The sequence below is a fragment of the Flavobacterium alvei genome (assembly GCF_002920895.1).
Lineage (GTDB): Bacteria > Bacteroidota > Bacteroidia > Flavobacteriales > Flavobacteriaceae > Flavobacterium > Flavobacterium alvei.
The window spans coordinates 88,189-103,093 of record NZ_PQVG01000005.1 but is presented as its reverse complement, the minus strand read 5'-3'; the positions used below and the strand labels follow the sequence as shown (position 1 = coordinate 103,093).

Here is a 14,905-nt window from a genome sequence, read left to right as displayed (position 1 = left end):
AATTACTAAAATAATGTAAAGATGACCTCAATGAAGAAATTAACTGTGTTGTTCTTGCTATTTGCTTTTTGCAAATTAAGCGCACAACAATATGCAGACCCAGAATACATCAAGGTTACCAATGAAAGAGCGGCCAAAATTGTAGATAAATTAGCCTTGGGTAACAAAGAAAAAGAAGCAGTCGTAGCCAATGTAATTGCACAGCAGTTTCGTGATTTAAGCAAAATTCAAGGAGAAAGAGATGCCGAAATCAAAAAAGTAAAGGAAGACGCAACCTTGCCTAAAGAAAAGCAAAACGAGAAAATCGATAAATTGAAAGCCGATGTAGACAAGACAATCGACAAATTGCACGCAAATTATTTGAAAAAATTGGGCAAACACTTGAACGAAGCCAAAATCACCGAGGTGAAGGATGGAATGACTTATGGAGTGCTTCCAGTTACGGTAACAGCCTACAACGATATGATACCTACTTTGACCAAGGAGGAAAAAGAGTATATTTACAATACATTGGTGGAAGCCAGAGAACATGCAATGGATGGTGGCTCTGCTGATGAAAAACATGCTTGGTTTGGAAAATACAAAGGGAGAATCAACAATTACCTGTCCAAACGAGGATATGATTTGACCAAAGAACGTGAAGGTTGGAACAAACGCATTGCAGAACGCAAAAAAGCGGAAGCAACCAAGTAATCATTTATAAATTTAATTTTAACAAAGATTCCAATGCGTAGCACTTTTCAAAATAAAAGCATGAATAAAGTTTTTACGGCAGTTGTTTGCTGCTTGTCTTTTTCGTCTGTATTTGCCCAATATCCAGATATTCCAAAACCGCTTCAAGAAAAAACCGATGCTATGATGAAAGCTGAAAGTGATCGTCTGGATCAGGTTTGGAAAGAAAATGAACATATCATTAAAGCCGAAGCCTTACAGGGCCGCCCTTATGTGCCTTGGGCGTCATTGCCAACCGATTTGGTTCATGCTGATATCCCAGCTTTTCCCGGCGCAATGGGAGGCGGAGCTCAGACTCCAGGTGGTCGTGGAGGTAAAATATTTGTTGTCACAAGTTTGGAAGACAGCGGAAAAGGAACTTTCCGTGAAGCGCTTGAAGCCGTTGGAGCTCGTGCCGTAGTGTTTAATGTTTCGGGAATTATTCGTCTTAAAAAACCAATTACTGTTCGTGCGCCTTACATCACAATCGCGGGACAAACAGCACCGGGCGACGGAATTTGCGTTGCAGGAGAATCGGTTTTATTAGACACTCACGATATTATCATCCGTTATATGCGTTTTCGCCGTGGAGAAACCGAAGTGACCCGTCGTGACGATGCTTTGGGAGGAAACGTGATTGGAAACGTAATTATTGATCACTGCTCGATGAGTTGGGGATTAGACGAAAATATTTCGTTATACCGCCACCAGTTTCAGGCTAACGAAAAATCAAAGTTAGAAAAACTCCCGGCTGTTAATGTGACCATTCAGAATACCATTTCGTCAGAAGGTCTGGATACTTACAATCACGCTTTCGGAAGTACTATCGGTGGTTTGAATAGTATGTTTATCCGCAATTTATGGGCCGATAATATTTCGAGAAATGCCTCGGTTGGAATGTATGGAAGCTTTAACTTTGTAAATAATGTCGTTTTCAATTGGTGGAATCGTACCCTTGATGGTGGAGACTATCGTTCGCAATACAACATTATCAATAATTATTTCAAACCGGGACCAATCACGCCAACCGATCAGCCGATTCGTTATCGAATCATCAAACCCGAATCAGGTTATATTAGTCCAAAACAGTACGGAAAAGCCTTTGTTGACGGAAACTTTATTGTGGGTTCGCCAGAAGTAACAGCCGATAACTGGAATGGTGGAGTGCAATTAGAAGATTTGTCGCCTGAAATTACCAAAGACTTTTTGGCACAAATTAAACAAAATAAAGCTTTTAGAATGCCGCCAATTGCTATTATGAAAGCGGAACAAGCTTACGATTTTGTATTAGAAAATGCAGGAGCGACTTTACCAAAACGTGATGCAGTAGATGAAAGAATCGTTAAACAGGTTCGTACTGGAAAAATTGAAGTTAAAGACGGATTGGAAAATTCAATTGGCAAAGAATTCATCAAAAGAAGATTGCCTGCCGATTCGTATAAAAGAGGAATTATAACCAATCCAAATCAAGTGGGCGGTTATCCAGAATACAAAGGGAAAGCTTATAAAGATTCGGATAATGACGGAATTCCTGATGCTTGGGAAACTAAATATGGGTTGAATCCAAAAGATGCCTCCGATGCCAACAAAGATTTGAATGGCGACGGTTATACCAATATCGAGAAATATATTAACGGAATCGACCCAACCAAAAAAACGGATTGGACGAAAATTGAAAATAACACCGATACGCTGGCACAGTTAAAAGCATTAGTACAGTAAAGAGCAGAGAAAATAGATTGTTGAAAATAGAAAGAGAGAGTTCATTAGAAATCTATAATCTTTATTCTATTTTCCATATTCTAAAAAATCAAAAATAAAATTGAAGTGAATTTTATCCAACTTAAAAATAGAGTAGCAAAAAAGGATTTACTAGTTTTATCCTGTCTTGCTATTTTCTTTAGTGCCAATATTAGTTTGGCACAAAACACATTTCCCGATATTGTTAAAACCAAAGAAGGAAAACTGGAACGTACTGTTGATGCAAAAGGAAACCAAATTCCTGATTTTTCATTTGCAGGATATAAAGCTTCTTCGGTAGCAATTCCATCTGTAGAAATCAAAGTTTTTGTTCCTCATATCGATGGAGACGCAACCCAAACTATTCAATCGGCAATAGATTATGTGGCTAAAATCAAACCCGATGCAGCTGGTTTTAAAGGAACAGTCCTTTTAGACAAAGGAATCTTCAAAGTTTCGGGAGTTATCAATATCAAGGAAAGCGGAATTGTTCTAAGAGGAAGTGGCATTGATAAAACAACACTTTTAGGGACATCAATCAATAGAGAAGCGATTGTCAACATCAGCGGAATCAACAATCTCGTTTTTAAAGATAAGTTTGAATTAGAGGCCAATTACACGCCATTAGGAGCGACAGTTTTAGCGGTAAAAAATGGAACTTCCCTAAAAAAAGGAGATCACATCCTAATCAATACACCCATCACCAAAAATTGGATTGATCTTTTATCAATGAATGATTTTGGCGGAGAAAGTGGCTGGATTGGTTGGAAATCTGATGATTTTGTCATTCGTGCTGATAGAGAAATTACTGCAGTTCAAGGCAATAAAATTACAATCGACGCACCTTTGACTAATGCTTTGGATGAAGAATTGTCAAAATCAACTGTGGTAAGTTATATCTGGTCAGGCAGAATCAATAATGTTGGGGTCGAAAATCTAAGTTTGAAATCGGATTATGATTCGACAAATCTAAAAGACGAACAACACCGTTGGTATGGAATTTCTATCACAAATGCGGAAGATAGTTGGGTGCGACAAGTCAATTTTGAACAGTTTGCCGGCGGAGCAGTTTCTATTTTAAAAACGGCCAAAAGGATTACTGTTGAAGATTGTTTGGCATTGAATCCTATTTCGGAAATCGCAGCTTTTAGAAGAAATACCTTTTATACAGAAGGAACACAAACTTTGTTTCAACGTTGTAATTCAGAATTGGGTTATAATGATTTTGTGGTTGGAGGATATGCAACTGCGGGACCAAATGTTTTCTTGCAATGCGAATCGCATCAGCCGTTTAGTTTTAGCGGATCTGTTGGAAGCTGGGCAACCGGAATTCTTTTCGATGTGTCGCTAATTGACGGAAACGCAATCAGTTTCAAAAACAAAGAACAAGATGGTAGAGGTTTGGGCTGGAATGTGGCCAATAGCGTCATTTGGGAAACCTCGGCATCCAAAATAGAAAATTACAGTCCGCCAACGGCTAATAACTGGGCGTTTGGAGTTTGGGCGCAATGGGCAGGAAACGGACATTGGAAAGACGTGAACAATCACATCAATCCAAGAAGTTTATTTTATGCTTTGCTCGAACAACGTTTGGGTAAATTACCGATGAAACCGCAAATTATGGACTTGGGCAATGAGCCTTCCTCGAGTCCCACGATAGAACAAGCTAAAGTTTTGACCGCAGCAGCCTATACTTTAAATGAAACTTTAAAAGAGTACATCACCAAAGCGGCAACAAGAAATCCAATTGCAATTGATTTTGCCAAAGCAAAACGAATTGACGGAATAAATACTGAAGTAGTTATTAACGCAAAACCTGTTGAAATTAAAATTACGAATGGATTTTTAACATCATCAAAAGGAGTCCTTACCGGAGAAATTATAGATGTGCCTTGGTGGAGAGGAAGTTTGCGTGAGTCTGATATTTCAAAATCAAGACCTCATATTACTCGATTTGTTCCAGGTCATTATGGTGTGGGTTACACCGATAATTTGGACGAAACGGTAAGCTTTTTAGTTGAAAACAATAAAGGGGCAATAGATCATAATTACGGACTTTGGTATGAACAAAGAATGGCGGATCACGAACGCATCCGAAGAATCGATGCCGATGTTTGGGCACCGTTCTATGAACAGCCATTTGACAGAAGTGGCCAGGGAATTGCTTGGGATCATTTAAGTAAATACGATTTGACAAGATACAATGCTTGGTATTGGAATCGATTGAAAACCTTTGCAGAATTAGCGGCGGCAGAGAATAAAATTTTAATAAACGAAAACTATTTTCAGCATAATATTATAGAAGCTGGAGCACATTGGGCAAGTTCTGCTTGGCGTCCAGAAAATAATATCAATACGACTGGTTTGCCCGAACCACCGCCTTACGCTGGTGATAAAAGGATTTTTCTCGCTGAACAATTTTATGATGTAAAAAATACAAACATCCGTAAATTGCATACCGCATTTGTCGAGAAAAATTTAGAGAATTTCAAAGATAACGCCAACGTATTGCAAATGACAAGTGCCGAATATACTGGACCTTTATCTTTTATGCAATTCTGGATTGATGTTGTAGCCAACTATGAAAAGTCGCATCCAAATGAATCCAAAATAGCTTTGAGCGCTACAAAAGATGTTCAGGATGCTATTTTGAATGACGAAGCAAGAGCAAAAACAGTAGATGTTATTGACATTCGATATTGGTATTATAAAGAAGATGGAACGCTTTATGCACCACTGGGAGGCGTAAATTTGGCCCCACGTCAACACGCTCGTCAGTTGAAAGTGGGTAAAGAAACCGATGACCAAGTCTATAGGGCTGTTCGTGAATACCGTGAAAAATACCCCAATAAAGCAGTGTTGTATTCTACGATGGGAGCACCACGATTTGGTTGGGCAGCATTAATGGGAGGAGCTTCCTTAACTGCAATTCCAAAAATTGAACTCCCTGCATTTTATTCAGAAGTTGGCGAAATGAAATTGGTTAGTGGAAATACTTTTTCAGACAATCTTTGGATATTAGAAAATAAAGGGAAAGCCTATCTTTTTTATGCAAAAAAAGCACAAGATATTTCGATAGACTTGACTAATTCTAAAGGGAATTTCGAAGTCTATGCGATAAATGCTGAAAAAGGAAGTGTAACCAAAGTAGCTAGCATTGGAGGAGGAAAAAAAGTTACAATTGCTTCTTCTGATGTTAAGGAAAAAGTACTTTTTGTAGTGAAGAAAAATTAGTCATTATAGCCGTGTTTCCAACGGTTGAAACCGTTGGTTATGGTTGTGTTATCTTTATAGCCCACGGTTTCAACCGTGGGTAATAAATGAATCAATGTAAAAAACAATAAATATCTCGGTGTAAAATCCGTTTAATCCGTGCCATCCGTGGCCAAAAAAGATAAAAAATGAATCTGAAAATTAAATATTTATACGCTCTTTGCATAAGCTTTATGTTTACTGCACAAAGCGGATTTTCGCAATCCAAAAATTTACCAAAACTCAAAGTTTCCAAGAACCAATATTATTTTGTTACCGAAGACGGCAAACCTTTTTTCTGGTTGGGTGATACCGGTTGGCTGACTTTTGGAAAATTGGACAGGGAAGGTGTAAATAAATATTTTCAAGATCGAAAAGCAAAAGGATTCAACGTGGTTCAAATTATGGTTTTGCATAACATCAATGCGGTGAATGTGTATGGTGACGCAGCTTTGGTAAATGAAGACATTTCGAAACCGATAACCACTCCGGGTAATAATTTCAATAACGCAGCAGAATACGATTATTGGGATCACGTAGATTATGTTTTGGACGTGGCGCAGAAAAACGGAATTTACGTTGGGATGGTTCCGGTTTGGGGGACCAATATTAGTAGTAAAAACAGTAAAGTCAGCAAAGAACAAGTTATAAAATATGCCCAGTTTTTGGCGAATCGCTATAAAAACAGAACGAATGTTATTTGGATGAATGGTGGCGATACGCACGGTAACGAATTCAAAGACATTTGGAATGGCATCGGAAGTACGTTAAAAACCAATAATCCAAATCAATTGGTGACTTTCCACCCTTTCGGGAGAACAGATTCTTCGGATGATTATCATACTGCGACTTGGTTGGATTTCAATATGTTTCAATCAGGACACAGAAGATATGATCAAGATACCTTGCCGGGTTCTTTTAAAGAAGACAATTACAAATTCGTTCAAAGAGATTTGACTTTAAAACCTATCAAACCAACACTTGACGGAGAACCCTCTTACGAAGGAATTCCTCACGGTTTGCACGATACCTTGCAACCATTATGGAAAGCAAGCGATGTGAGAAGATATGGCTATTGGTCTGTTTTTGCTGGAGCTGCAGGTTATACGTACGGTCATAATGCCGTGATGCAGATGTTCAGAAAAGGAGACAAACCAGCCTACGGAAACAAAGTATTTTGGTACGATGCCATCAAGGCGCCGGGAGCCGGACAAATGGTTTATCTTAAAAAATTAATGTTAGAATTTCCATATTTCGAAAGAGTTCCAGATCAATCATTGATTGCGAATCAAGGAGAAAAATACGACTATTTGGTTGCCACCAAAGGAAAGAATTATGCCTTGATTTACACTTATACAGGTCGAAAAATTGCCATAAATATGGGTAAAATCGCTGGAGATAAAGTAACGGCAACTTGGTACAATCCAAGCAATGGACAAAAAACTAAAATCGGAATTGTTGCTAATAAAGGAGTTCAGGAATTTCAGCCTACTGGCAAAAAAGAAGACGGAAACGACTGGGTGCTTATTCTAACGTCAAACAAATAAATCTGCAAAAATCCGCGGACCCGAGCAAAAGCGAACAGGCGAAGTAATCTGCGTGCCAAAAAACACACTATGAAAATCAAAAATATCATAATCATACTTTTCTTCATAACTGGATTGAACACCGCTTTCGCAAATGATGGTTGGTTGAATATCCTGAACGAAGGTGGAAACAACAAAGGCATAAAATGCACCGAAGCCATTCAAAAAGCCATTGACAAAGTGGCTGTAAACGGTGGCGGAACGATTTTTTTCCCTGCCGGAGAATATTTAACGGGTGCTTTAAAACTAAAAAGCAACATCACCATTTATTTGGATTCAGGTGCGCTTTTGAAATTTTCGGACAATTTTGATGATTACCTTCCGTATGTCGAAATGCGTTATGAAGGAATCGTGATGCAATCTTTCTCCCCATTATTTTATGCCAAAGATGTCGAAAACATCACCATCAAAGGAAGAGGTGTCATCGACGGACAAGGAAAAGCGTGGTGGAATGAAGTGTACCGAATCGAAACTGCCAAAGGGCCAATTCCCGAAACCAAATACCAAAAAATGTGGACCGAGCAAAACAAAGCAATTGTCTATGAACCTTACTATAAAAGAACGATTGACAAACATTTTTTCAGACCTTCTTTTTTTCAGGCTTACAATTGCAAAAATATTTTAATCGAAGGCGTTACGTTCAAAAACTCCCCTTTCTGGACAATAAATCCTGAATTTTGCGACAATCTAACCGTAACGGGTATCACGATTAATAATCCGCATTCTCCAAACACGGACGGAATCAACCCTTCATCTTGTACCAACGTTCACATTTCGAATTGTCACATCAGCGTGGGCGACGATTGTATCACCATTAAATCGGGCAGGGATGCAGACGGTCGCAAATACGGGAAAGCAACCGAAAATGTTACCATCACCAATTGCACGATGTTAAGCGGTCACGGTGGTGTCGTTATCGGAAGCGAAATGTCGGGCGGAATCAAAAAAGTCACGATTTCGAACTGTGTTTTTGATGGAACAGACAGAGGAATCCGCATCAAATCGGCACGTGGTAGAGGTGGTGTTGTCGAAGACATTCGCGTGGATAATATCGTGATGAAAAACATCAAGGAAGAAGCCATTATCCTGGATTTGTTCTACGACAAAGACAATGCGGTGGAGCCGGTTACAGAGCGCACGCCAATTTTCAGAAACATTCACGTTAGCAATGTTACGGGAGGAAATGTAAACAAAGCGGGATTCGTTCGCGGAATTTCTGAAATGCCAATTCAAAACATTTCTTTTTCGAACATTAATATGGATGCCAAAGAAGGCTTCACGGTAATTACCGCAACAGACGTTGAATTTCACGATGTAAAAGTAAATGCTAGCATAGGTTCTTCGTTTAAAATATCGGATGCCAAAAACCTTATTTTGGACAACGCAGGTTCTTCAACACCGATAAAAGGAATTCCGGTTATCAAAATCGATAACGCATCGAATATTATGATTAACAATAATTTCCCATTCAATGCAACAGATGTATTTCTTGAAGCAGACGGAAAAGAAACGAAAAATATTTTCCTTAAAAACAATGTGTTTAATAACGTAAGTACCGTTGTGAAAAAAGGAAAAGACTTGGATAAAAAAGCAATTGTAGAATAACAATTCACACATATGAAAAAAATATTCTTAATCATTTGCATAGCCATTTGCGCTCTAAGCTATTCCCAGAAAAAGAAAGAAATTTTTCTTTTCACTTCTTTCAGGGAACCGGCTACGGAAGGTTTATATCTAGCATACAGCGAAGACGGCTATCATTGGAAAGGTTTGGAGGGTTCATTTCTAAAACCAGAAATAGGCGCAGGTGAAACTAAAATTATGCGTGATCCGTCCATAACCAAAGGCGCTGACGGCACCTATCATATGGTTTGGACAACCGATTGGAAAGGCGGAAATGGTTTTGGATATGCCAGTTCCAAAGATTTGATTCATTGGTCAGAACAACAATATATTCCCGTGATGAAAAACGAGCCGGATGTGGTAAACGTTTGGGCACCCGAGATTTTTTATGACGATGTCAAAAAAGAATACATAGTTATTTGGGCATCGACAATTCCGTTCCGATTTGCAAAAGGAGTTGAAGAGGAGAAAAACAATCATCGAATGTATTACGTAACGACCAAGGATTTCAAAACCTTCTCGGATACGAAATTGTATTATGAACCCGGTTTCAGTGTCATTGATTGCGTGATTGTCAAAAAAGGCAAAAAGGATTATGTCTTGGTTTTAAAAGACAATACCAGACCGATGCGAAACATAGAAGTCGCTTTCGGAAAATCGCCTTTGGGACCATTCGAAAAAATTTCAGAACCCTTGACTGCTTATTTATCGGAAGGGCCAACTGTCGTGAAAGTCGGTAAAAATTGGTTATTGTATTATGACAATTACGGGTCAAAAAATTATAAAGCCTTAAGCACTTCCGATTTTGTTCATTTCGAAGATGTTTCATCCAAAATAAGTCTTCCTGAAGGACACAAACACGGAACCATAACAACAATTTCGTCAGCCGTTTTAAAAGGATTAATTGAAAAGAAGTAAAAATATAATGCCACAGATTTTAAAGATTAACACGGATTAAAATAAAAAAGATAATCTGCGAAAATCTGCTGAATCTGCGTGAAAAATTAAACAAGCAAATTCAAGAAAAAATCTGTGACTCGAGTCTGTAAGACGAACAGGCGAAGCAAAATCTGTGAAATCTGTGGCAAAAAAATAAAAACAATGATTGCATTTCAAAACATAAAAAACAATATCGTAACGGCAACAACCATTTTGTTGAGCTGTGTCGCGGTTAATTCGGCGCAAGCCCAACAAGACACGATACGATATACAGGTAAAACACTTTCCAATGTCGATTACCATCACGGGCAATTGAGTCCGGCAGTTGGAGTTCACGCTACGCAAATTATGCGAGCCAGTCGTGAACATCCTGAAAAAGCCGATGGTTTTGGTTGGACCTACAACCACCAGTCGATGATGGCCTATTGGAATAATACCTTTTATTTGCATTATTTGAGTGACCCAACAGGCGAACACATTCCGCCGGGACAAACTTTTTTGATGACTTCCAAAGATGGGGTAACTTGGACAAAACCGACGGTGCTTTTCCCAATTTATCGCATTCCTGACGGATTCAAAAAAGAGGGAGTGGAAGGCGTTGCCAAAAATCTCGATGCCGTGATGCACCAACGAATGGGTTTTTATGTTACGTCCGATAAAAGATTGCTTGCTTTGGGTTATTATGGAGTCGCAATGGACAAAAAAGACGACCCAAATGACGGAAAAGGAATTGGTCGCGTGGTTCGTGAAATTTACAAAGACGGAACGTTTGGCCCTATTTATTTTATCAGATACAATAAAAATGGGAATCCGTTGCCAACAACCTTTTCATTTTATACCAAAAGCAAAGACAAAAAGTTTATCAAAGCCTGCGATGAGCTACTTTCCAAACCATTGTTAATGCAACAATGGGTAGAAGAAGCCGATCGTGATGATAAATTGATTCCGTTAAAAAAACAATACAAAGCCTTCAATTATTACCATTTACCAAACGGAAACGTAGTAGGTTTATGGAAATTTGCCCTGACCTCTATCAGTAAAGACGAAGGGAAAACTTGGCAATACATTCCGACAAGGGCGCCAGGATTCGTAAACAGCAATGCCAAAATTTGGGGTCAAAAAACCTCCGATAATCGTTATGCAACGGTTTATAATCCGTCAGAATACCGTTGGCCATTGGCAATTTCAACCAGTGACGACGGACTGAATTATAAAGATTTATTGTTGGTTCACGGTGAAATTTCTCCGATGCGTTACGGAGGAAATTACAAATCAGCCGGCCCACAATACGTTCGCGGGATTCCCGAAACCGATGGAACACCGCCAGACGGAAAACTTTGGGTGAGTTACAGTATGAACAAGGAAGATATTTGGGTGGCTTCGATTCCGGTTCCGGTGACAAGTGAAGTGAAAGAAAATGCCAACGATGTGTTTAATGATTTGCCAAACGGTGAAGAATTAAAATTATGGAATACCTACGATTTGGCTTGGGCTTCCGCCAAAATCGAAAAGAAAACCGATGGCAAAAAAAGCCTAACTTTGAGAGACCAAGATGCTTTTGATTATTCCCGTGCCGAACGCGTGATTCCGTTTGCACAAAAAATGGAAGCGACTTTTATCGTAACGCCAGAGCAAAATAATCACGGCTTGTTACAAATCGAATTTCAAAATAAACAAGGACTTCCCGCCATTCGATTGGTGTTCGATTCGGATGGAGAATTAAAAGCTAAAAATGGTGCCCGTTTTGGTGGAATCACGAAATATGAGGCAGGAAAGGAGTACACTGTTACCGTAAAATTAGACGTTACTTCCCGTTCCTACACCGTAAAAGTGAATGATGGAAAGGAAACGAACAAAATATTCTATTCTCCCGTTGATGGTATTTCAAGAATAATGTTCCGTACAGGCAATCAGCGTTATACACCAAATGCCGATACAGAACCAGATACACCGGATTTTGTTGATTTACCAGATACAGGAAAATTGATTCCGGAGGCAGTATTTAATGTTAAATCATTGATTACGGAAAAGTTATAAAAATATATATCGCCACAAATTGCACAAATTCCCGCAAATCTTTTAGCTGAAATAAAAAGAATAATTTGTGAAAATTTGTGCAATTTGTGGTAAAAAAAAAGAAAGCGTGAAGTTTTTAAAAAACATAGTAATCCTTTTTTGTCTTCTGATATCGTTCATTTCTAATGGACAGATTTCCGTTGCCCATTTAAGATGTGAAATGGCTGAAAATCCATTAGCCGTTAGTCAAAACCAGCCAAGATTAAGTTGGCAATTGGTTTCGGGAACGTCTAATGTCTTGCAAACAGCTTATCAAATAATGGTAGCTTCTTCCGAGAAAAAATTACACAATGACGAAGCTGATGTTTGGGATAGCGGAAAAGTGGTTTCCAATAAAAATCTGCAACTATCTTATGACGGAAAATCTTTAAAAAGTGAAACTAAATACTTCTGGAAAGTTAAAGTTTGGAATCAAAACAGCAAAGCTTCCCATTGGAGCAAGCCAGCCTTTTTCAGGACAGCACCTTCAGAATCCGACTTGAATCCAATATGGATTGGTGCCATTACCAAAGCCGACAGTCATTTGCCGGAAGGCCGAAATTACCACACGGCCACTTTCAACAAAGAGAAAAAAGCCTCATTAATCAACGCTTCCGATTCGTTGTCCCGCAGAAGTATCATGCTTCGCAAACCATTTTCGGTTAACAAAGAAATTAAGGAAGCCGTAGTCTATATTTCTGGTTTGGGGCATTATGAGTTGGTTATTAACGGCGAGAAAATCGGCAACAGCGAGTTTGCGCCTTTATGGACAGATTACGACAAAACCGTCAATTACAATACGTACGAATTAACCGCTAATGAACTTGAAAAAGGTGAAAATGTAATCGGAGTTTTGTTGGGCAACGGAATGTACAACACGCTTGCCGAACGCTATTCGAAATTCTATGTGAGTTTTGGTCCGCCGACTTTATTTTTCAAAATGAAAGTGATTTATAAAGACGGTTCGGAGGAAATCATCAAATCAGACGAAAGTTGGAAATACAGCAAAAGCCCAATTACCTACAACAGTATCTTTGGTGGCGAAGATTACAATGCCAATTTGGAACAAAAAGGCTGGAACGAAAAAGGATTCAACGATGCCAATTGGAAAAAAGTAGTCGTTCAGGAAGCGCCAAAAGGTGTTTTGAGAGCACAGACTACAACGCCAATTATCGTGCAAAAACAATTTGAAGTTAAGGAAGCAAAAAAACTGAAACCTAATTTCTATATTTTCAATATGGGACAGAATCTTTCGGGATTTACCACCATAAAAGTCAAAGGAAAAAAAGGACAAACCGTTCGCGTTTGGGTGGGTGAAAGCCTGAATGAAGACGGAACGGTTGGGCAAGGAAAAACAGGGAAACCCTATTATTACGACTATACTTTGAAAGGTGACGGAGTTGAAGAATGGCAACCGAAATTCAGTTATTATGGTTTTCAATATGTTCAGATAGAGAACATCAATTATAAAGAGGTCAAGAATAAAAATCTCCCGACATTGGTTGATTTGAAATCGAATTTTATTTACAATTCGGCTGGAGAAGCAGGAACTTTTGAATGTTCGAATGATATTTTCAACAAAACGCATTGGTTGATAAACAACGCCATCAAAAGTAATTTTCAGAGTGTTTTTACCGATTGTCCGCAGCGCGAAAAATTGGGTTGGATAGAAGAAATCCATCTGAACGGCCCAGGCTTGATGTTCAATTACAATCTGGAGAGTTACATTCCTGCCACAATGCAAAACATTTCGGATTCGCAACGTGACAATGGTTTGATTCCAACGATTGTTCCCGAATATGTAGTTTTCGGAGGAGACTTTACCGACTCTCCGGAATGGGGCGTGACAGGCGTAATTCTGCCTTGGATGTATTACGAATATTACGGCGACGCTTCGTTAATCGAAAAGTATTACCCCGTAATGAAAAGGTATGTGGATTATTTAGGTACAAAAGCCACCAATCATATCGTTTCGCACGGATTGGGCGATTGGTACGATTACGGAACACACGCAGCGGGATATTCGAAAAACAGTCCGATTGCACTTTCGGCAACTTCCCATTATTTTTATGGAGCCAGTTTGGTGGCAAAAGCCGCTAAATTATTGAACAAAACCGAAGACATTGCGAAATACGAAACCTTGACTTCGGATATAAAAACGGCTTTCAACAAGGAATTTTTCAATACCGAAACCAAACAATACGGAACCAGCAGCCAGTTTAGCAACGCCGTTCCGATTTTTATGGACATCGTGGAACCGCAGTACAAAGCGGCGGTGATGCAAAATCTGTTAAACGACATCAAAGCAAAAGGCGATCGATTGACGACTGGCGATGTTGGAAACCGTTATTTGTTTCAGGCATTGGCACGAAACGGCGAAAACGAAACGATGTACAAAATGAACAATCATTATGATGCACCGGGATATGGTTTCCAGATTAAATTTGGTTTGACCACCTTAACCGAGCAATGGGATCCGCGTAAAGGAAATTCGTGGAATCACTTTATGATGGGACAAATCGAAGAATGGTTCTATCAAAGTTTAGCCGGAATTGTGCCTGATGCAGAAAATCCGGGATTCAAGCATTTCTTTATTCAGCCTGAAATCGTGGGCGATATGACTTTTGTAAAAGCCACGTACCAATCCATTTACGGAACTATTGCTTCGGCTTGGGAAAAGAAAGATGGAAAGTTAATCCTGAAAGTGGAGATTCCTGCGAATACATCAGCAACAGTAAAATTGCCGGTTTCGACGAAAAATTCTGAAATAAAAGTGAATGGAAAATTGACTAAAAATTTGAAATTAGGATCAGGGAAATATACAATTGAATGCAAAATATAGAACGATAAAAATGGAACGCGGATGAAACAGATTCGCTAAAGCGAAGACGCAGGTTGTCACGGATTTTTAATATTTAAAATTAAAAAAAATCCGTTTTTATCCGCGTTTTTACGAAGTAAATCCGTGTCATCCGCGAACCAATCTCAATAAAACTAAA

At 39.0% G+C, this 14,905-nt stretch carries 8 protein-coding genes; all 8 read left to right on the top strand.

Annotated features, from left to right (window positions below; genetic code table 11):
• Positions 1 to 30 precede the first annotated feature (30 nt).
• The 8 genes from C3L50_RS09870 (at position 31) to C3L50_RS09835 (ending at position 14,748) form a co-directional block, all read left to right on the top strand.
• Entirely contained in the window at positions 31 to 693 is a 663-nt protein-coding gene (locus tag C3L50_RS09870) for a DUF3826 domain-containing protein (protein ID WP_103806202.1), read from the top strand.
• 60 nt (positions 694 to 753) lie between these two features.
• Complete coding sequence (locus C3L50_RS09865; protein ID WP_165783999.1) at positions 754 to 2,433, top strand: polysaccharide lyase; 1,680 nt, start codon at positions 754 to 756, stop codon at positions 2,431 to 2,433.
• Positions 2,434 to 2,538: 105 nt separating this feature from the next.
• Complete coding sequence (locus C3L50_RS09860) at positions 2,539 to 5,685, top strand: DUF6298 domain-containing protein (protein WP_103806015.1); 3,147 nt, start codon at positions 2,539 to 2,541, stop codon at positions 5,683 to 5,685.
• A 167-nt stretch (positions 5,686 to 5,852) separates the two neighbouring features.
• The gene (locus tag C3L50_RS09855) at positions 5,853 to 7,250 is read left to right on the top strand and encodes a glycoside hydrolase family 140 protein (protein ID WP_103806014.1); all 1,398 of its coding nucleotides are present in this window, start codon (positions 5,853 to 5,855) and stop codon (positions 7,248 to 7,250) included.
• Between the two features lie 69 nt (positions 7,251 to 7,319).
• Positions 7,320 to 8,894, top strand: coding sequence for a glycoside hydrolase family 28 protein (locus C3L50_RS09850; RefSeq protein WP_103806013.1), 1,575 nt, complete (start codon positions 7,320 to 7,322; stop codon positions 8,892 to 8,894).
• Positions 8,895 to 8,906: 12 nt separating this feature from the next.
• Positions 8,907 to 9,830, top strand: coding sequence for a glycoside hydrolase family 43 protein (locus C3L50_RS09845; RefSeq protein WP_103806012.1), 924 nt, complete (start codon positions 8,907 to 8,909; stop codon positions 9,828 to 9,830).
• A gap of 183 nt (positions 9,831 to 10,013) precedes the next feature.
• Positions 10,014 to 11,888 carry a six-hairpin glycosidase gene (locus tag C3L50_RS09840; RefSeq protein ID WP_103806011.1) on the top strand — a complete coding sequence of 625 codons (1,875 nt, stop codon included), beginning with the start codon at positions 10,014 to 10,016 and terminating at the stop codon, positions 11,886 to 11,888.
• Positions 11,889 to 11,955: 67 nt separating this feature from the next.
• The gene (locus C3L50_RS09835) at positions 11,956 to 14,748 is read left to right on the top strand and encodes a glycoside hydrolase family 78 protein (RefSeq protein ID WP_449528502.1); all 2,793 of its coding nucleotides are present in this window, start codon (positions 11,956 to 11,958) and stop codon (positions 14,746 to 14,748) included.
• The last annotated feature ends 157 nt before the right edge of the window (positions 14,749 to 14,905 follow it).